Annotated in this window: 17 protein-coding genes; 10 read left to right on the top strand and 7 right to left on the bottom strand. The window is 45.0% G+C overall.

The window, feature by feature from the left end; translation table 11 throughout:
- The first annotated feature begins 277 nt into the window (after positions 1-277).
- The 4 genes from cls to MTR11_RS06495 all read left to right on the top strand — a co-directional run bounded on the left by cls (position 278) and on the right by MTR11_RS06495 (position 5,205).
- Positions 278-1,732 carry a cardiolipin synthase gene (gene cls / locus MTR11_RS06510; RefSeq protein WP_005393277.1) on the top strand — a complete coding sequence of 485 codons (1,455 nt, stop codon included), beginning with the start codon at positions 278-280 and terminating at the stop codon, positions 1,730-1,732.
- Positions 1,733-1,972: 240 nt separating this feature from the next.
- Positions 1,973-3,181 (top strand): cystathionine beta-lyase, encoded by a 1,209-nt coding sequence (locus MTR11_RS06505; protein WP_243327161.1) that lies wholly within the window; start codon positions 1,973-1,975, stop codon positions 3,179-3,181.
- A gap of 245 nt (positions 3,182-3,426) precedes the next feature.
- Positions 3,427-4,332, top strand: coding sequence for an esterase/lipase family protein (locus MTR11_RS06500; RefSeq protein WP_031780337.1), 906 nt, complete (start codon positions 3,427-3,429; stop codon positions 4,330-4,332).
- Between the two features lie 12 nt (positions 4,333-4,344).
- Positions 4,345-5,205 carry a lipase secretion chaperone gene (locus tag MTR11_RS06495; RefSeq protein WP_243327160.1) on the top strand — a complete coding sequence of 287 codons (861 nt, stop codon included), beginning with the start codon at positions 4,345-4,347 and terminating at the stop codon, positions 5,203-5,205.
- A gap of 25 nt (positions 5,206-5,230) precedes the next feature.
- Here MTR11_RS06495 and MTR11_RS06490 read toward each other — a convergent pair whose 3' ends face one another.
- From MTR11_RS06490 to pspA, 7 genes are all read right to left on the bottom strand, one after another.
- Positions 5,231-5,797, bottom strand: a complete 567-nt coding sequence (locus MTR11_RS06490; protein ID WP_104971518.1) for a DNA-3-methyladenine glycosylase I — start codon at positions 5,795-5,797, stop codon at positions 5,231-5,233.
- 72 nt (positions 5,798-5,869) lie between these two features.
- Positions 5,870-8,980: an efflux RND transporter permease subunit VmeI gene (vmeI, locus tag MTR11_RS06485; RefSeq protein WP_243327159.1), complete on the bottom strand. Its 3,111-nt coding sequence runs from the start codon at positions 8,978-8,980 to the stop codon at positions 5,870-5,872.
- The gene (locus MTR11_RS06480) at positions 8,977-10,074 is read right to left on the bottom strand and encodes an efflux RND transporter periplasmic adaptor subunit (protein WP_085343089.1); all 1,098 of its coding nucleotides are present in this window, start codon (positions 10,072-10,074) and stop codon (positions 8,977-8,979) included. The genes vmeI and MTR11_RS06480 overlap by 4 nt, the downstream gene beginning before the upstream one ends.
- A 1-nt stretch (position 10,075) precedes the next feature.
- Positions 10,076-11,107 carry an efflux RND transporter periplasmic adaptor subunit gene (locus MTR11_RS06475; protein WP_047008606.1) on the bottom strand — a complete coding sequence of 344 codons (1,032 nt, stop codon included), beginning with the start codon at positions 11,105-11,107 and terminating at the stop codon, positions 10,076-10,078.
- A 162-nt stretch (positions 11,108-11,269) separates the two neighbouring features.
- On the bottom strand, positions 11,270-11,659 hold the full coding sequence (gene pspC / locus MTR11_RS06470) for an envelope stress response membrane protein PspC (RefSeq protein ID WP_012841944.1): 390 nt from the start codon (positions 11,657-11,659) through the stop codon (positions 11,270-11,272).
- The gene (gene pspB, locus MTR11_RS06465; RefSeq protein WP_046874790.1) at positions 11,652-11,885 is read right to left on the bottom strand and encodes an envelope stress response membrane protein PspB; all 234 of its coding nucleotides are present in this window, start codon (positions 11,883-11,885) and stop codon (positions 11,652-11,654) included. The genes pspC and pspB overlap by 8 nt, the downstream gene beginning before the upstream one ends.
- A gap of 14 nt (positions 11,886-11,899) precedes the next feature.
- Positions 11,900-12,571 carry a phage shock protein PspA gene (pspA, locus tag MTR11_RS06460; RefSeq protein ID WP_085343087.1) on the bottom strand — a complete coding sequence of 224 codons (672 nt, stop codon included), beginning with the start codon at positions 12,569-12,571 and terminating at the stop codon, positions 11,900-11,902.
- Positions 12,572-12,803: 232 nt separating this feature from the next.
- Here pspA and pspF point away from each other — a divergent pair, with 232 nt between their 5' ends.
- The 6 genes from pspF (at position 12,804) to MTR11_RS06430 (ending at position 19,258) form a co-directional block, all read left to right on the top strand.
- Positions 12,804-13,814, top strand: a complete 1,011-nt coding sequence (pspF, locus tag MTR11_RS06455; protein WP_085343085.1) for a phage shock protein operon transcriptional activator — start codon at positions 12,804-12,806, stop codon at positions 13,812-13,814.
- 205 nt (positions 13,815-14,019) lie between these two features.
- Positions 14,020-15,639 (top strand): ABC transporter substrate-binding protein SapA, encoded by a 1,620-nt coding sequence (gene sapA, locus MTR11_RS06450; protein WP_243327158.1) that lies wholly within the window; start codon positions 14,020-14,022, stop codon positions 15,637-15,639.
- On the top strand, positions 15,639-16,601 hold the full coding sequence (locus MTR11_RS06445; RefSeq protein WP_046874787.1) for an ABC transporter permease: 963 nt from the start codon (positions 15,639-15,641) through the stop codon (positions 16,599-16,601). The genes sapA and MTR11_RS06445 overlap by 1 nt, the downstream gene beginning before the upstream one ends.
- A complete protein-coding gene (locus MTR11_RS06440; protein ID WP_243327157.1) occupies positions 16,588-17,475 on the top strand; it encodes an ABC transporter permease subunit in 888 nt (295 codons plus the stop codon). The genes MTR11_RS06445 and MTR11_RS06440 overlap by 14 nt, the downstream gene beginning before the upstream one ends.
- Positions 17,475-18,470: an oligopeptide/dipeptide ABC transporter ATP-binding protein gene (locus MTR11_RS06435; RefSeq protein ID WP_005378126.1), complete on the top strand. Its 996-nt coding sequence runs from the start codon at positions 17,475-17,477 to the stop codon at positions 18,468-18,470. The genes MTR11_RS06440 and MTR11_RS06435 overlap by 1 nt, the downstream gene beginning before the upstream one ends.
- Entirely contained in the window at positions 18,467-19,258 is a 792-nt protein-coding gene (locus MTR11_RS06430; protein WP_006742848.1) for an ATP-binding cassette domain-containing protein, read from the top strand. Before MTR11_RS06435 ends, MTR11_RS06430 begins: the two co-directional genes overlap by 4 nt.
- The last annotated feature ends 40 nt before the right edge of the window (positions 19,259-19,298 follow it).

Genomic DNA, 19,298 nt, shown 5'->3' with positions numbered 1-19,298 from the left:
CGACGCACTATGTCTAGAAAGTAAAGCAGCTCCCCTTTAAAATTGGAACCCCAAAAAAGTACATTTATCGCACAAGTGTCGAGTTACGCAGGTTAAATGCTGCTTTTTTGTTCAAAAGTTAAAGAATGACCTTATTTTTTACATTAAAATAACAGAATCAGCTGTTATGAAATTTGTTCCTCATATAAGGTCAATCCCACGTCTAAATGGGAAATCTATTCCCCCCAACCCACTTTTATGCTTAATATCCTACAAGGGCATATTACTCTGAGCGTATATGGACAAGTTTTATCACTTTCTTACTTTAGCTGGCATCGGGCTATATTGGTTACTGGTCGCAGGTGTGACCATTCGTGTCGTTTTAAAGCGCCGTGCAGTGAGCGTGTCTTTAGCTTGGCTAATGATCATTTATATCCTTCCCGTTCTGGGTGTCGCGTGTTATTTCCTCTTCGGTGAACTGAACTTAGGCAGAAAACGGGCCGAACGCGCAAAAGAGATGTTTACACCATTCGAGAAGTGGTTCAGTCAGTTGAACGACTGTAACGCGCACAACCCAGAAACGATGGGAAGGCACATCTACCGAATTGATGAACTTTGTAACAACCGCCTTGGTCTTCCCGCATTAAGCGGTAATACATTGTCGCTGCAACAGTCACCTAATGAGATTTTGCATTCCATTATTGAAGACATCGAAAACGCCCAGAGCAGTATTCGAATGGTATTCTACATTTGGCATCCAGGTGGTTTGGCTGACTCTGTCGCTTCTGCACTTATCCAAGCGGCTAAACGCGGCGTCGATGTCAAACTATTGCTCGATTCAGCAGGTAGTCCACGTTTTTTCAGAAGTCCTTGGTATCGAATGATGCAGGATGCTGGAATTGAAGTTATTCAAGCGCTAGAAGTGAAGATGTGGCGTATTTTCTTACGTCGTCTTGATCTTCGCCAACATCGCAAGATCATCGTAATTGATGATGAAATTGCTTATACAGGTTCAATGAACTTGGTTGACCCGGCTTACTTCAAACAAAACAGTGGCGTCGGGCATTGGGTGGACATCATGGTTCGCATTACGGGACCAACGGTAAACGTATTGAGTGCTATCCACTGTTGGGATTGGGAAGTCGAAACTGGCGAACGTCATTTACCGAGACTACCTGAATGCAAGATCGATGAGAGTGAATTCCAACACCCTATTCAGGTTGTGCCTTCTGGCCCTGGTATGCCGGAATATCTGATCTATCAAGTATTAACATTGGCAATCAACCAAGCCAATCGCTCGGTACGAATTACAACGCCATATTTCGTGCCCAATGCAGACTTACTTGAAACGTTAAAGATGACAGCACAACGAGGCATTGATGTTGAACTCATTATTCCACATAAAAATGACTCGATGATGGTGCAATGGGCGTCACGCGCGTTTTATAGTGAGCTTTTGTGTGCAGGAGTCAAAATCTATGAGTTTTATGGTGGTTTGCTGCATACGAAATCCGTCGTAATTGACGACCAATTCTGTTTAGTTGGCACCGTAAACATGGATATGCGCAGCTTGTGGCTAAACTTCGAAGTTACCCTCGCCGTTGACGACGAAGAGTTCACGAAGCAAATGTCTTGGTTACAAGATAGCTATATTAAGCAATCTCACACTGTTGTATTGGAAGAATGGGAGAAAAGAAGCCTATTTTCTCGATTCTTAGAGCGAGTGTTCTATCTCTTCAATCCACTCCTCTAATACCTCAAATACACCGACTAAAAAGCCTCCAGCGCTTCAAGCGTCTTGCTGGAGGTTTGTTCTACTTACGTTTTTCACCTTAGCGATACACTCTAAGCCTACAACTCAACCTTTCAGCTTTGACGCCTTCACTCGATAATCTCGGCTATTATTGGGTGATAGTTGACTTTTCCCTTGCAAACGTTATGTCGTCCATGTTTTAAATAATCAAAATCGTAATATTTAAGACAGGGAACTTTTATGTCAGAGGGCAAAAAAACCAAGCTCATTACCGCTGGCCGCGATAAAAAGTGGACAAACGGTGTTGTAAACCCACCCGTTCAACGCGCTTCAACCGTGGTATTCAACACGGTTGCAGAGAAGAACCAAGCCACCATGAACCGCACCAATAAAACATTATTTTATGGTCGCCGTGGCACCAACACGCACTTCGCTTTTCAAGATGCAATGGTTGAGATTGAAGGTGGATCAGGTTGTGCTCTCTACCCTTGTGGCACGGCAGCAATTTCAAATGCGATTCTCTCTTTCGTCGAAACTGGCGATCACATTCTGATGGTGGATACTTGTTACGAACCAACTCGTGATTTTTGTAATACCATCATGAAGAAAATGGGCATCGAAACTACCTATTATGATCCGATGATCGGCGAAGGTATTCGTGATTTGATTCAACCAAATACCAAAGTCCTTTTCCTAGAATCTCCGGGGTCAGTCACAATGGAGGTGCAGGATGTACCAACATTGGCGCGCATTGCTCACGAGCACGATATTATTGTGATGCTTGATAACACATGGGGAGCTGGCGTGAACTTCTCACCATTTGAACATGGTGTCGATATTTCCATTCAAGCCGCCACCAAATACATAGTTGGTCACTCTGATGTAATGTTAGGTACAGCCGTAGCTTCCGAAAAATACTGGCCCCAACTGCGTGAACAAAGCTACTTGATGGGTCAGTGCGTTTCTCCTGACGACGCATACCTAGGCCTTCGTGGTATTCGCACGCTGGATGTTCGCCTAAGACAACACGCAGAAAGTAGCTTGAAAGTCGCCAAGTGGCTAGCTTCTCGTCCGGAAGTTGATCATGTCCGCCACCCAGCATTGGAATCGTGCCCTGGCCATGAGTTTTTCAAACGTGACTTCACTGGTGGAAACGGCTTGTTTTCATTTGTTCTCAAAACGTCTTATCCAAAAGCGACGACGGCTCTGCTTGACGGTATGAAACACTTCAGTATGGGTTATTCTTGGGGCGGGTATGAAAGCCTCATTCTAGCTAACGAACCAAAGAGCTTTAACAGCTTGAGAACCGTAGCGCACCCACACTTTGAGGGCACTTTAGTTCGTATTCATATTGGCTTAGAAGACGTGGATGACTTGCTCGCCGATCTAGAGGCTGGTTTTGCACGCTATAACGCGTTAATTTTAGAAAAAGAAGTCTCTCTAAAATAGTAATTGAATCGCCCTGCTTCGCGGGGCGTTTTTATAACTCGCAGACTTAATTAGAATTACCTAACATTCCCACCACCTATTCGTTAATGTTAATCATTTGTGTTGTTTTTCAATTGAGCAGTCACAGAATGAAATAATGCGCCACAAATAGGCTTTCCAAATTTAGAGTTTCTCTCCTACTTTTTATCATTCATAAGAGGTCATACCACAAGGAGATAGTTTTGAAACTCAAATTCATAGCGCTAATGCTTTTTACCTTAATTACCGTCCCAATAACCACCGTACACGCCGCAACGGGTTATACCCAAACCAAGTATCCGATTGTTCTGGTTCATGGATTATTTGGTTTTGATACCCTCGCAGGCGTAGATTACTTTTTCGGAATACCACATTCCTTAACGAAAGACGGCGCTAAAGTTTATGTAGCGCAGGTATCCGCGACCAACAGCAGCGAAGTTAGAGGGGAACAACTGCTTGCTCAAGTAGAAACCTTACTTGCTGCAACAGGCGCAGAGAAAGTCAATCTCATCGGTCACAGTCATGGTGGTCCAACAACGCGCTATGTTGCCTCTGTCCGTCCAGACCTAGTTGCATCAGTTACGAGTATAGGTGGCGTTAATAAAGGGTCTAAAGTGGCAGATTTAGTTCGTGGCACCGTATCTGAGGGTTCTGGTAGTGAGCAGCTCGCGGTAAAACTGGCGCAAGGCTTAACCACTCTTATTAATCTTCTATCAGGCGGTTCTGATCTCGACCAAGACCCTTTAGCCTCACTAGCAGCATTAACCACGGAAGGATCATTAGCGTTTAACCAACACTACCCAGAGGGAGTCCCTACCAGTGAATGTGGTAATGGTGACTTGCTGGCTTCAAATGGCGTTTATTACTACTCATGGACCGGATCATCCACTTTTACAAACGTTTTCGATCCGACCGACGCTGCCATGATGGTACTTGGCTTAGCCTTTGATGGGCCAAATGATGGCTTAGTTGGTGCGTGCAGCACACATTTGGGCAAAGTCATACGTGATGATTATCAAATGAACCATTTGGATGAAATTAACGGCCTACTCGGTATTCATCATCTTTTTGAAACCGATCCAGTCACGCTTTATCGCCAACATGCAAATCGTCTCAAACTTCAAGGTTTATAAGAGGTCATGACAATGAAGAAAGTCGCTCTCACCACTTTTATCCTGCTCTCGATATTTGGCGTGGGAGCGCTTTCTCTGTTGCAAAGCGACAAACAACAAGAGACAACCTCTAACCATTCGCAATCTCAGCAAGATATAGCCGCCGATGTCTCTTCCCCAAAAGACTTCTTCGAATATTCTCTTAGCCGACTGGGCGAAGAAGATCTCGATACGATCAAAGCGGAAGTCAATGATGACACTTTAGCAAAACAAACACTGAATATTGATGCCAAACTCTTCCAGACCTACCTTTCCTACAAGCAAGCGCTCTCTGCATTGGAGCCTTTTGAGCATAACCAACTAACGCTTGAACAGTTAACCATGCTGAATGAAGCGATACTGAATTTACAACTTCAATACTTTAGCGAGGTCCAGATAGCTCAATTGTTTGACGAAGAAAACCGACTTCGCCAACTTGCATTGGAAAAGCTGACGATTAAAAAACAGGCATCGGATATCGAGAGTCAAACACACCTTCTCAATCAAGCGCTATCAGAACAACCAGATTATATCCGAGAAAGTGAACGCAATAACGCATTAGCGGAGCAACTCGAGCAAGCTTCTCAGCTTGATTCACAAGATAAGTACATCGCCCGTGTTGCACTGGTGGGAGACGCTGGAGCGCAAAGGCTGCAAAAGCTTGATGAGCAAAGAGCATCATTTGAGACTCAACTCGCCACTTACTTAAAACAGCGTCAAGAGATTCTGAATAGGGATTTTCTAGGGCAAGACGAAAAACAGGCAGAAATCATTGCTTTAAGAAAACAAAGCTTCGATGCCACTCAATGGCGTCGAATCGAAGCTTTGGAACGTATTCATGATAGCCAGAACTAACAACATAAACTTAATAAGCCAAACGTTACTTATTCTGCTTTTTAGGACATCCAACGATATGGTCATCCACCATGCCAACGGCTTGCATGAAAGCATAACAGATGGTTTCACCGACAAACTTGAAGCCTTTCTTTTTAAGGAATTTACTCATGGCTTTGGATTGCTCTGTCGAAGCTGGCACGTCACTCATATGTTGCCATTGATTGACGATTGGTTCGCCGTCCACGAACTGCCACAACGCGTCTGATAAACTTCCGTATTCAGCAATTAACGCTTTGGCCGCTTTGGCATTACTGAAAACCGAGTTAATCTTTCCGCGATGCCTTACAACATCGAAGTTTTCCACGATGTATTCAGCGCGTTCTTCATTTCTTTGTTCCAACGCATCTAGGTCGTAGTTCTCGAACGCTTCTCTATACCCTTCGCGCTTTTTAAGAATGGTAATCCAACTAAGCCCAGCTTGCGCACCTTCCAACGTAATAAATTCAAACAGGGTTTGGTCGTCATATACTGGCACGCCCCATTCGGAATCATGATATTCGCGCTCCAATGGGTGATTCATCGCCCACGCACACGTTTTTTGTTCTGTCATTATTCTTCCTTAAAAAGCGCCTCTAACTGATGAGCTAGAGGCGCGATACTTTTCATCGTTATATCAGTAACACTAAGCCTGTTTCGGTACTGCCACTTTATGGAACAAACGATACAACACTGGCACGACAATCAGTGTCAGGACTGTCGCAAAGCCCAAACCAAACATAATCGTAACCGCCATTGGTTTGAAGAAAATATCTGGTAATAGTGGGATCATACCAAGGATCGTCGTGATTGCAGCCATACACACAGGACGAACACGGCTTACCGCAGCATCAACGACCGCATCATAAGCCTCTTTACCCGATTTCATTTCTATTTCAATTTGGTCCAGTAATACGATGCCATTTTTGAGCACCATTCCCGATAAGCTTAAGAAGCCGAGCAATGCCATAAAACCAAACGGCGTGTTGAGTGCCAACAAACCGGTGGTGACACCAATTAACGCCAGCGGCACGGTAAGCCAAACAATGAGTGGCTCTTTGATTGAGTTAAATAGGAATACGGTGATCAAGAACATGAACAAGTACCCCATTGGCATGGTAGTAAACAGCGACTCTTGAGCATCACCTGAAGATTCGTATTCACCACCCCATTCTAGTGAATAGCCAGGAGGCATTTGAATCGCTTCGATTTGGGGCTGTAAACGTTTTTGCAACGTCGATGCGGTTTCTTCACCTAGAATATCAGGGTCTGCCATCACAGTGAGCATGCGCTTACGGTTCTTACGCACGATGATAGGATCCTCCCAGCGCATGTCGTAACCCATTGTAACTTGTTGAAGTGGGATAAACTCACTCTGTGCTGGGCTCCATATTTTCATCCCTTCAATGTTACGAATATCAATGCGTTCATCTTCAGGTAAGCGAGCCACGATAGGCATGAGTGTCGTGCCGTCTCGGTAAAGGCCTATCGTCATTCCAGAGAATGACATGGACAAGAAGTCATCGACATCTGATTTTGTAATGCCATAGCGACGTGCCTGACTCTCGTTAAACTGAGGTTCAAGAACTTGGGTTCGTTCACGCCAATCATGCCTGATATTTGTTGCCTGAGGATCGGCGTACATGATGTCCTTGACCTGAGCGGCTATCGTACGAAGGACGGTTGGATCAGAGCCGATAATGCGCGCTTCAATTTTTGCACCACCACCTGGACCTAACTCAATCTGTTTGAGCTTGTAATTGATTTCTGGGTAATTGGCTTTTAAATACTCTCGAAACTTCGCCATTAATGGTTTTAACGCTTCGTAATTTTCCATACGAGTGGTTATCTCACCATAAGCCGCATAACTTTTCTCTGGCGCGTACGTTAGCATAAAGCGCTGTAAGCCTTTACCTGCAGTCGTCGTGATATGGTCGACATGCTCTTGCTTGGTTAACCAACGTTCTAGCTCTTTAAGCGTTGTGTTGGTGGCGCGAATATCAGTTCCTTCCGGCATCCATACATCTAACTGAAAAATAGGCGTTGTCGACGATGGGAAAAACGCTTGCTTCACAAAGGTGAACCCATAAACACTTGCCGCTAATCCCGCAATCAGCACCACAACGGTAAACCAAGCACGACGCATACAAAACTGAAGAAACTTTTTATAAATAACGAAAATAACCCCGTTATATGGATCATTTTCTTCCCCTTCACCTTGTTTAATCTTCTGGCCTTTAAAGAAGATGTCAGCAAAGAATGGTGTCAACGAGATAGCGGTAAACCAACTCAACATCAATGAGATCAGCAGAACCGTAAACAAAGTGCCACAGTATTCACCCGTCGAGTCTTCAGACAGTCCAATGGGCGCAAATGCAGTTACCGCAATCACAGTTGCCCCAAGTAATGGCCACTTGGTTTGGGTAACGATATCAGTCGCCGCTTGGAGTCGAGTTCGCCCTTTTTGGGTACCAATCAAAATCCCCTCAACCACGACGATTGCATTGTCCACCAGCATACCTAACGCGATAACCAAAGCACCTAATGAAATCCGCTGCAAATCTATCGCGAGATACTTCATGAAAATGAACGTACCCAACACCGTCAGCAGTAAAATTAAACCGATAAGCAGACCTGAACGTAGCCCCATAAAGAACAGAAGTACGATAATGACGATACCGACAGCTTGAGCCAAGCTGACAACAAAACCGCTAACCGATTTATCCACCTCTTTAGGCTGACTGTAAATTTCGGAAATTTCGATACCGACAGGTTGTTGGTACTTTAGCTCGGCAAGGCGATGATCAAATGCTTTTCCGACTTCAACGACGTTGACACCTTCAGCAAAAGAAACACCCACGCTCAGTGCGAGGCTGCCGTTAAAATTAATAATATTACTCGGTACTTCTACATACCCACGTTTTATTTCCGCCACATCTTTCAAGAAGATGAGCCCCTGAGCTCCCGACTCAGTAATCAACAAATCGCCTAGCTCATCCACACTCTGGAATTCGCCAGTCGGCTGAATTCTGATGTACTCGTCACCAATTCTGATCGCCCCTGCGTCAGAAACCACGTTTTGCGTCGAGAGAAGATTAAAGACCGTATCGGGAGAAAGTCCTATACTGCTCAGCTTTTTCATCGATACTTCGATGAAAACTTGCTCTTGCTGCTGCCCGGATACCGAAACTTTGCTCACTCCATCAACCAGTTCGAGCTCTCGGCGTAAGTAATCGACGTAATCCAGTAGCTCTTTGTAGCTATAACCGTCGCCAGTCACCGCTAACAAAATCCCGTAAACATCACCAAAATCATCGATCACTTGAGGTTCATTCACACCCGGAGGCAACGTCCCTTTAAGGTCATTCACTTTACGGCGTAACTCATCCCAAATTTGTGGTAGATCATCAGGGCCATAATTGTTCTTCATCGTGACCGTGATTTGCGATAATCCTCGGCTAGAAATCGAATTCACTTCATCAACATAAGTAAGCTGCTGAATCGCTTTTTCGATCGGATAAGTCACTTCTTCTTCGACTTGTTGCGGCGTCGCACCAGGATAAGAGGTCACCACCATGGCATCTTTGATGGTAAAAGCAGGGTCTTCAAGACGCCCTAACCCAAAGAATGCAGCGATACCACCAATCAAAAAGATCAGTGCGACCATCCAACTGATGACACGATTTCGGATGAAGTACGCAGCAATACCGGTCACATCATCATCACTTTGAGGCACTGATTTATTAAGATCGCTCATAGACCGGCCTCCTGCGTAGCCATTTCCTGTATCACTTCCACTTTCATGCCATCCCTTAACCGAGAAACACCGGCAATCACAACTTTGTCTTTCAGCATGAGACCATCAAGGATTTGAATGGACGTTTTAGATGCCTTACCTGCTCGAACCTGTCTGCGCGATACCGTATTGTCATCATTCAGTACCCAAACAAATTTGTTTTCCCGCCCCAGCTCGTCACCGTCCGCATTGAAAATGGCTTCAATAGGAACATTAATTCCTAAATTGAGATCCAAGCCAACGTTCTTATCTTTGGAGGTCACCTCAACTGCCATCCCATCTAGGATGTATTCTTCTTCCGGCATAGGAAGCGATAATGTGACGGTAAACGTGCCTGTGGTTGGGTCTGGCTCAGTCGTAAATTCTTTCACGGTCGCGTTGTACTCGTTACCACTAGGGACGCGCACCAATGCTTTTATCGCGGTAAGTCTTTCTTCCGTTGGCGGTTGGTTCACATAGAGCCGGTCTGGAAGTTGAATCAGCACCTCTACTCGCTCCAAACTATGAATATTGACGATATGCTGTCCGACTTGGACATTTTCGAATTGCTCGATATTAACTCGAGAAATGATCCCATCCACAGGCGCCTTTAAGGCAGTAAATGATAAACGGAGTTTCGCTAACTTAAGCTCAGCCAGAGCGATTTGTCGTTGTGCTGCAATTTCATCAAACTGAGACTTAGCTAATAGGCCTTTATCAACCAAAGGACGTGAACGGCGATACTGACTGTCAACAACAGAAAAACGCGCACTCGCATTATCTACATCCAACTCATAGTCCGTAGGGTCCAACGTTGCGATAACATCACCCTTCGTGACTTTATCACCCTCTTTTACCATGATGCGGCTGACTTCTCCTGTCACTCGGAAACTCAAATGAGAGCGATCCGCTGCATTCGCAACCGCAGGGAAATATAAGTTGTCATCCACCTTATTTCCCGCTAATGAGGTAACTCTTACACGCGGTGTCTCAAGAGCTTTTTCTGGTGCCTTATCGCCACAACCAACAAGAAGAAACGTTGAAAATAATGCCGCTAGAGAGATGATTCCTTTCATATTACAACCCTCTTTCCTTAATCCAGGCTCTTACCTTAATTCCGGGTTCAATTACACTAACACCAGAGATAATGATTTGATCGCCATCGTTAAGCCCAGCTAACACTTGGTTTTTGTCATTCATCTCAATAGCGGCTTTGGACACAATGCCTTGCTCATCAACACGCCAAACGTATGTTTTGCCGTTCTCTTCTAGCAGCGCGGAATTAGGAATTTTTGTTGCACCAGCATTTTTAGATAGGAGGTAAGCATTACCAGACATGCCCGGTAAAAGGCCTATTTCTGCTGGTCGCTCCATAACCATAGTGACTTTGTAACTACCGGTTTTAGGATCGGCTTCTGTATCGATTTCTTGAAAGGTCAAGTCAAATGACTGCTCGGGGAAAGCGTCAAAGACCATTCTGGCAGAGACATCGCTACCCTGGGTGTAACGATTTAGCAGATAGTCAGGGACTTGGAATATCACCTTAAGCAGTTGGTTGGATTGAATATTCATCACGCCTTCTTTTGCGGCGACATACTCATGGTTTTCTGCTGGAATATACGAAATCGTACCATCATATGGCGCGACAAGTTTGGTATACCTTAAATTTGCCTTTGCTTGATTCCACTGAGCTTTGGCTGAATTGTGATTCGCTTTTGCCTCATCAAAATCTTGTTCGGACACCACTTGGTCTTTACGTAACTTTTGGTATCGCTTGTACTGCACGTCTGCGAGCGCGAAATTTGCCCGAGCTTGCTGTTCAAGCAGAGAATATTCATCAGGGTTTAATGAAGCCAATACATCGCCTTTGCTGACGACTTGACCTTCATTCACCTCAATCGTTTGAAGAAGTCCAGGAACTCGAAACGTCAGTACCGCTTTATCACCAGCTTCCGTCGTGGCAGGAAAGTGTCGTTCAAATTGGGCATTGCCAACAGATACTGTAAATAGCTTCGCGGGGCGGGATTCAGGTTCTGGAACAGGGGGAAGTTCTTTACCACACCCCGACAACACAGCCGAGATGGCGACAGGAATGAGCAATCTTCTCATTACATTCATCCATAAAAAATTAAGGGATTATTTTTAAAGTAGATGAATTCTGGGCGAACTTCCAGAGTTGAAAAGATTAATAGTGCTTTAAAATTAGTAATTTGTGACAAAAAAGCAGGCTTTGCGCCTGCTTCGTTTAAATCTTCTTTGGATGCGGAGTGTTTAGAGCTTGCTGAACTCCCGATTCACCCTATATGTATCAGACGTAACATACGCTTCCATGTTACGGATTTTGCCATCAAGACGGTCAAAATCGCGTTCCAACACACTGAGCAATTGGTCCGGACTTTGTCCTTTCTGCCAAGGCTTACTTTTAAGTGTGTGTTCTTGTTGCGCTCGGATATTTTCAGAATACGTCACTGGTTGCTTTTCTAACATAAACGCCATCGCGACGTATGCTAACAACACCAAAAACGTACCGCCCAACAGCGCTGCAGAAATCACTACAATACGAATCAACCAAACCTCTGCACCAAAGTAGTTGGCGATTCCGGCGCAAACACCGGAGATTTTGCCATTTACTGGGTCACGATACAGCTCTCGATTAGTCATACTTGCGTCTCCATGTTGGTGACTCAGCATCCAAGATGCGCTCCAATGTATCAACTCGGGACTGCATCGCTTCCGCTTTTTCAGATAGTACCTGAAGGCGCTCCAGATCCTGGCTTGACAGAGCACTATCCGTTTTGCGTTTACTGCGATAGTGTAAGAAGAGCCATAGAGGAGCGACAAAGATCAGAAAGACAATTGCTGGTCCTGCAAATAAAAATGTCGACATAAATGGCTCCTTTATTATTTATCTTTCGATGACATCTGTTCTTTCAGTTTTGCCAACTCTTTTTCGATTTCGTCTTGAGCTTGAAGCTCTGCAAACTCTTGCTCTAGCGATTTTGCATTACCAGTTTGTGCGTACAAATCTGCTTCCGCTTCCATTTCATCCACTTTACGCGAGTACTGCTCAAACTTTGCCATCGCTTCATTAGTACGGCTAGTGTGCAGGTGTTTTTGCACATCACGACGGTTAGAGGCGGTTTGGTTACGAATTGCTAGTGCTTGCTGTTTTGCACGCGTTTCTGCAATTTTGCTTTCTAACTTACCGATCTCGCCTGTAAGCTTGTCGATCGTTTCTTCTACTAACGTCTGCTCAGTGTGAAGGCCTTTAATCACTTGCTCAAGCTTTTGCTTTTCAATTAATGCTGCACGAGCCAAATCTTCACGCTGTTTTACCAACGCTAGGCTCGCTTTTTGGCCCCATTCGCCAATTTGCTCTTCTAACGTTTCAACTTTACGAGCCAACTCTTTTTTGTCTGCAATCGCTTTAGCCGAGTTAGTACGCACTTCAACAAGTGTGTCTTCCATTTCTTGAATGATAAGACGGATCATTTTTTCAGGATCTTCCGCCTTGTCCAGCAATGCACTGATGTTTGAGTTAACGATATCTGCAAATCGAGAAAAAATACCCATAACGGAACTCCTCTTTTTTCCTATTAAAACTCGACAAGGTGGTGATTGACCTTGCGTCTCCCTGAATACATTACAAGTAGCATGCCAACTTAAAATTACATTTAAAATCAGCAGTTTATGCATTTTGTTGTCGTTATGCACTATTATGCTATGATGTTTTTCACCAACTGTTGGTGAAATTCACCAACTCCATATGTAAATCATGGCTCGGCTGTTAAATAAGAAGGACTTTATGAAGCAAAACCTGATTGGTGAATCACCTGCTTTTCTCGCCGTACTAGATAAAGTATCACAACTTGCGCCTATTGAGCGTCCAGTCCTCATTATCGGTGAACGAGGAACGGGTAAAGAACTCATCGCTCAGCGTTTGCATTATTTATCAAGACGTTGGGATAAGCCACTACTATCACTCAACTGTGCGACCTTAAGCGAAGGACTAATAGATTCAGAGCTATTTGGTCATGAATCCGGTTCTTTTACAGGTTCTAAGGGCAAGCATAAAGGACGTTTCGAACGCGCCGAAGGCGGCACTTTGTTTCTTGACGAACTGGCCACCGCACCACTTTTAGTTCAAGAAAAGCTGTTGCGTGTCATCGAATATGGTGAATATGAACGAGTTGGCGGTCATACCGCTCTCAATGCGGATGTTCGACTTGTTTGTGCAACCAATGCGGACTTACCAAAATTGGCGGAACAAGGCGATTTCCGTGCCGACTTACTCGATCGTTTAGCGTTTGATGTCATCATGCTGCCTCCTCTTCGTGAACGAAAAGAAGACATCCTCTCTTTAGCAGAGCACTACGCGATGAAGATGTGTCGTGAACTTCAACTGGAATATTTTGTCGGTTTTACCTCAAAAGCACAGCATTCGCTTCTTGAATATGAATGGCCAGGTAATGTCCGTGAACTAAAAAACGTGATTGAACGTGCTATTTACCAACATGGTCTCAGTGCCGATCCAATTGATGAACTGATTTTCAATCCTTTTGAAACAGTTTGGAATAACACGCTTGGTCATAATGCCGAGCAAGCCGAACTGCAGCAAGAAGAGGAAGCACCAAGCAGCGCAGTTCAATTCCCTCTAGACTATAAACAGTGGCAAGAAGAGCAAGACATCCACTTACTCAATCGCGCATTAGAAGAGGCCAAGTTTAATCAACGACAAGCAGCCGAGTTACTTGGTTTGAGCTACCACCAATTACGAGGGATGGTTAGAAAATATGGTTTAGTCGGGCAAAGCTAGCTTGGTCGAAGGTGCTTGATCGGTTAGCGAGCGAGTGACAGCGCTCTAATTTGTATGTCTTTCAAGCATAACACCTTACAGCGTATGGATTTTATGTTTGGAGCGAGTTCACAAAGGTGATAAATTAGCGAGATCATTTTCGCTTGTTAGCTCTGAAAGAGTAAGATCAAATGAAACAAGCAAGATCCAATGAACATTTCATATTATGAATGCTTTTATAAGATTATCGCTGAGCCTTATTGGGATTAGCCTACTGACCGCTTGTGGTGATGAAATTGACCACAATGACATTCGCAAAGCTGGCTTTGTGTTTTGCGGACAAGGTAAGCCAACCACGTTTAACCCTCAGCTTATTGATAGCGGTATTACCGCAGAGGCACTGAGCCCGCAGTTGTACGATACGCTGCTCACGCTCGATCCTAAATCACATCAGCCAGTAGCAAATATCGCTGAGAGTTGGTCTGTGAATGAGTCAGGAACGGAATACACATTTAAGCTTAAACGTAATGTTCAATTCCAAACCACGTCCTGGTTCACTCCCACTCGCCCATTGAATGCAAAGGATGTGGTATTTAGCTTCAAGCGAATCATTGATGTAGACCATCCTTTTCACCAAGTAGGTGGTGGTTTTTATCCATGGTTTGCAGGGTTAGATTTTCAAAACCTGCTGCAAGACGTGACTGCGATTGACGAGCATACGGTAAGGTTTACCTTATCTCAGCCAAATTTTTCCTTCTTGGCAAATATTGCCACCAGCCATGCTGTCATATTGTCTGCGGAGTACGGACAGCAACTGGCAGCAAAAGATCATAAAGAAGAAATCGACCAACTTCCTATCGGTACCGGCCCATATCAACTAAAAGAGTACCAAGTGAACGACTTGATTCGATTAGAGCGTCATTCTAATTACTGGAAGTCACCAGCAAAAATGGAACAAGTGGTGTTCGATATCTCTCATCGAGGCACTGGTACCTTGGCGAAACTTTTAAGAAACGAGTGCGATGTGCTCTCTTCGCCTATTTCGAGCCAAATACCCGTTATTCAAGAAAATGACAATCTTGAGCTAACTGCTACGCCAGCCAACAACGTATCCTTTATTGCGATCAACACTGAAACGACGGCACTGAGTGATGCTCGCGTCCGCCAAGCACTTAACTTAGCGATTAACCGTCAGAACATTTTAGATTCGGTTTACTACGGAACTGGCTCGCAAGCTTATACATTGCTACCGCCTAATTCATGGGCTTATCAAAAGGACAGCGTAAAAATTCGTTATGACCGTAACTATGCATTAGCACTACTCCGTGATGCTGGCTATGAAGACGGTCTAGAGCTGACCGTGTGGGTACCACTTGAACCACGCGCCTTTAACCCAAGTCCTCGTAAGACCGCGGAGCTAATCCAAGCGAATTTTGCCGATATTGGGGTTGAGTTAACGTTGCTAACCGATGATAGATTCGAACGTGTGGATTTAGAGAACATCAACGACATCGATTTACTTTTAACTGGTTGGATTGGTGATACCGGGGACCCTGACAACTTTTTCCGCCCGTTATTATCTTGTGAGTCTGATCGCGTTGGCCTCAACGTATCGATGTGGTGTAACGATGATTTCGATTTCTTGCTCGATTTGGCATTGGAAACCCAAGAACCGCGTTACCGTCTGAACCTATATCGCCAAGCGCAGAACATTTTAAATCAAGAATTCCCGGTAATTCCTCTGGCACATGGTGTGCAATTCCGTGTTCACGACAAATCACTGACAGGCTTCAAATCAAGCCCTTTCAATGCCCAACCGTTTGATAGAGTTGAGAGAATTCACTGATGTTTTGGTATACCGTTCGACGCTTTAACCTATTTTTCATCACTTTGATGATCCTCACGTTAGTGGGCTTTTCTCTGCTTCGCCTCGACCCGCTCTCGCACTGGGCAAACGTTGATTTTTGGTCTGGCTGGCAAACTTACTTAATCAACCTTTCTCAGCTTGATTTTGGCATAAGTAAAAACGGCAACGCGATTTATGACGAGCTCGCCGTCGTATTCCCTGCCACTTTGGAACTGTGCTTTTTTGCCTTTTTGGTGTCCCTTCTGATCGGTATTCCGCTTGGAACCGTGGCTGGGATGAAGCAAGGTAAATGGCTCGACACCAGCATTTCATTCATGTCGATGTCTGGTTATTCCGCTCCAATTTTTTGGGTGGCTCTGCTACTTATCATGGTTTTTTCATTGGAATACCAACTCTTTCCCGTGGCAGGACGGTATGACCTGCTTTACGAAATTGATCATGTAACCGGATTTGCCATTATCGACGCTTTCATGGCGAAAGGTGAATACCGCGCTCACGCACTGCAAAGCGTCATTGAGCATATGGTGCTGCCATGTTTGGTGCTTGCTTTGGCTCCAACCACGCAGGTTGTCGGACTAATGCGTTCTTCGGTGGCGGAAGTGATGAGCCAAAACTACATTCGTGCAGCGAGAATCAAAGGTCTCTCTAACCGCGAGATCGTTACTCAACATGTGCTGCGTAATGCGATACCGCCTATCATCCCCAAAGTCGGTGTTCAGCTTTCCAGTATGATTACCTTGGCTATCATCACTGAATCTATTTTTAACTGGCCAGGTATTGGTCGTTGGTTGTTAGATGCATTGGCAAACCAAGATTATGCATCAATCCAAGCTGGCGTGATGGTACTTGCGACTTTGGTTCTCACCGCTAATATTCTCTCTGATTTGATTGGCGCGATGATTAACCCTTTAGTTCGAAAGGAATGGTATGCTAACAAATAACGTTTATCAGGAAGAGCGCATTCCAACACAGTTTGAGCGATTTTGGCGAAGTTACCGCGCCAACGGGCTAGCCATGTTTGGCCTATGGTGCTTGGTATTTATCGTCCTAATTACCATTTTTGCGCCACTGCTTGCGCCGTTTGATGCCCAAGCACAGTCAGGCGAATTGCTTGTGCCGCCATCATGGGCCCCAGCTGGAACGGTTGATTACTTTTTGGGGACCGATGACTTAGGCCGAGACATTCTGTCACGCTTGATCATGGGCTCTCAACTTACATTTGGTGCAGCCGTTGCCATCACTGCGATTGCCGCGGTCGTAGGTTGTTTGATTGGCGTATTAGCAGGTATGACGAAAGGCTTACTGTCGAGTACCCTCAATCACTTGCTCGATACCGTCATGTCGATACCGTCGCTCTTATTAGCAATCATTTTTGTGGCATTTCTAGGCTTTGGTGAGTTCAATATTTTACTCGCGATCTGCTTGGCTTTGATTCCGCGTTTTATTCGCTCCGTTTATATCGCAGTCCACACCGAAGTTGAAAAAGACTACATCATGGCGGCACGCCTTGATGGCGCTAATGATTTCTACTTACTGTGGAGTTCAATTCTTCCCAACATATTGACGGTTATTGCTGCTGAAATCACGCTCGCGCTCTCTGCTGCGATTTTAGATATTACTGCGCTGGGTTTTCTTGGCTTAGGCGCACAAGCCCCAAGTACTGAGTGGGGAGCGATATTAGGTGACTCTGTCGAGTTGATTTATATTGCACCTTGGACCGTAACCCTACCCGGCCTAACCATCATGTTTACCGTTATTACCCTAAACTTAGTAGGTGAAGGTGTACGTCAAGCGCTTAATGCGGGGATCGAATAATGCCGTTGTTAGATATTCGACATTTGACTATTGAGATTGAAACCCCTCAAGGGTTGGTCAAAGCCGTGGACCGAATGAGCCTAACTTTGAATGAAGGTGAGATTCGTGGTCTTGTAGGTGAGTCTGGTTCAGGGAAAAGCTTAGTTGCAAAAGCGATTGTCGGGGTAAGTAAAGATAACTGGCGCATTACCGCGGACCGTATGCGCCTTGGCAATATTGACTTGCTTCAGCTTACGCCAAAAGAGCGTCGGCGCGTCATTGCTCGTGATATTGCGATGATTTTCCAAGAGCCTTCAACTTGTCTTGACCCTTCAGAAGAAGTGGGACGTCAATTGATCGAGTCCATTCCATCTCGTGCGTTTGAAGGGAAATGGTGGGAGCGATTTAAATGGCGTAAAAAACAGGCCATCGCGCTTCTGCATAAAGTAGGCATTAAAGATCACAAGCGTTTAATGGGTAGCTATCCTTATGAACTGACCGATGGTGAGTGTCAAAAAGTCATGATTGCCATGGCGATAGCGACCAAACCAAAGTTGCTAATCGCAGATGAACCAACCAACGACTTGGACCCGATTACCCAGTCGCAAATATTACGTTTATTGAGCCGTATGAACCAGCTCAATAACACGACCATTCTGCTTATCGGTCACGACTTAGCGACCATCACACAATGGGCGGGCCGCATTACGGTAATGTATTGTGGTCAGTCGGTAGAGTCTGCCGATACCAGTAAAATCATTGCAGCACCCAAGCACCCGTATACAGATGCCTTGCTTAAAGCGATGCCAGACTTTAATGATTGGGTACCACACAAGCAAAAACTCCAATCCCTACCGGGCTCGATTCCGCCATTGCAGCATCTGCCAATCGGTTGTCGACTCGGTCCACGTTGTCCGTATGCGCAGAAACAATGTGTTGAAATTCCACACACCAGACGAATTAAGAATCATAAATTTAACTGCCACTTTCCATTGAACACGGAGAAAAAGTCATGAGTGCGTTACTTGAAGTCGATAATTTATCGAAGCAGTTTGTTACGCGCTCCCGACTATTCAAACGTCAGGTTAATGAGGCTGTCAAACCGGTGAGCTTTACGTTAGAGCCGGGGCAAACTATCGGTTTTATTGGCCAAAACGGTTCAGGAAAATCCACTCTTGCCCGTATGCTTGCAGGCGTTGTAGAGCCAAGCTCCGGAGAGATCCGTGTGAATGGCGAACGGTTGGAGCACAAAGATTACGCGACACGCTGTAAGCTCATTCGCATGATTTTCCAAGATCCAAACACATCGCTCAACCCGCGTATCCAGATTGGCCGTATTTTGGAAGGTCCATTAAAGCGAAACACCAACATGCCGCCAGATGCACGCATGCAGCGTGTGAAGAACACCCTACTCCGCGTCGGATTGTTGCCTGAACACGCCTATTTTTACCCACAAATGCTAGCGGCAGGCCAAAAACAGCGTGTGTGTTTAGCTCGTGCGCTTATTCTTCAACCTTCCATCATTGTCGCTGACGAGGCGTTAAACGGTTTGGATATGGCAATGCGCTCACAGATCATTAACTTATTCCTCGAGTTACAAGAAGAGATGGGATTGTCGTTTGTGTATGTATCTCAACACATTGGCATTGTTAAGCACATCACTGACAAAGTGATGGTGATGCATGAAGGTGAAGTGGTCGAGTTTGGCGAAACTAACCAGGTACTCACTAGCCCAGAACATCCGATCACTCAACGCCTAGTCGAAAGCCACTTCTATAAGGCGCCAAGCCACCAAACAAAATAGCCTATCAAAGATGTCATCGTGCAAATGTAAAGAAGCCTGC

Origin of the sequence: Vibrio sp. CCB-PB317 (assembly GCF_022808245.1) — a bacterium.
Classification (GTDB): domain Bacteria; phylum Pseudomonadota; class Gammaproteobacteria; order Enterobacterales; family Vibrionaceae; genus Vibrio; species Vibrio diabolicus.
This window is presented reverse-complemented; position numbering and strand designations above follow the sequence as displayed.

Bases quoted from the DNA above. Each gene is read 5' to 3' on its own strand.
- cls (WP_005393277.1), top strand. From the start codon at position 278: ATGGACAAGTTTTATCACTTTCTTACTTTAGCTGGCATCGGGCTATAT.
- MTR11_RS06505 (WP_243327161.1), top strand. From the start codon at position 1,973: ATGTCAGAGGGCAAAAAAACCAAGCTCATTACCGCTGGCCGCGATAAA.
- MTR11_RS06500 (WP_031780337.1), top strand. From the start codon at position 3,427: ATGCTTTTTACCTTAATTACCGTCCCAATAACCACCGTACACGCCGCA.
- MTR11_RS06495 (WP_243327160.1), top strand. From the start codon at position 4,345: ATGAAGAAAGTCGCTCTCACCACTTTTATCCTGCTCTCGATATTTGGC.
- MTR11_RS06490 (WP_104971518.1), bottom strand. From the start codon at position 5,797: ATGACAGAACAAAAAACGTGTGCGTGGGCGATGAATCACCCATTGGAG.
- vmeI (WP_243327159.1), bottom strand. From the start codon at position 8,980: ATGAGCGATCTTAATAAATCAGTGCCTCAAAGTGATGATGATGTGACC.
- MTR11_RS06480 (WP_085343089.1), bottom strand. From the start codon at position 10,074: ATGAAAGGAATCATCTCTCTAGCGGCATTATTTTCAACGTTTCTTCTT.
- MTR11_RS06475 (WP_047008606.1), bottom strand. From the start codon at position 11,107: ATGAGAAGATTGCTCATTCCTGTCGCCATCTCGGCTGTGTTGTCGGGG.
- pspC (WP_012841944.1), bottom strand. From the start codon at position 11,659: ATGACTAATCGAGAGCTGTATCGTGACCCAGTAAATGGCAAAATCTCC.
- pspB (WP_046874790.1), bottom strand. From the start codon at position 11,885: ATGTCGACATTTTTATTTGCAGGACCAGCAATTGTCTTTCTGATCTTT.
- pspA (WP_085343087.1), bottom strand. From the start codon at position 12,571: ATGGGTATTTTTTCTCGATTTGCAGATATCGTTAACTCAAACATCAGT.
- pspF (WP_085343085.1), top strand. From the start codon at position 12,804: ATGAAGCAAAACCTGATTGGTGAATCACCTGCTTTTCTCGCCGTACTA.
- sapA (WP_243327158.1), top strand. From the start codon at position 14,020: ATGAATGCTTTTATAAGATTATCGCTGAGCCTTATTGGGATTAGCCTA.
- MTR11_RS06445 (WP_046874787.1), top strand. From the start codon at position 15,639: ATGTTTTGGTATACCGTTCGACGCTTTAACCTATTTTTCATCACTTTG.
- MTR11_RS06440 (WP_243327157.1), top strand. From the start codon at position 16,588: ATGCTAACAAATAACGTTTATCAGGAAGAGCGCATTCCAACACAGTTT.
- MTR11_RS06435 (WP_005378126.1), top strand. From the start codon at position 17,475: ATGCCGTTGTTAGATATTCGACATTTGACTATTGAGATTGAAACCCCT.
- MTR11_RS06430 (WP_006742848.1), top strand. From the start codon at position 18,467: ATGAGTGCGTTACTTGAAGTCGATAATTTATCGAAGCAGTTTGTTACG.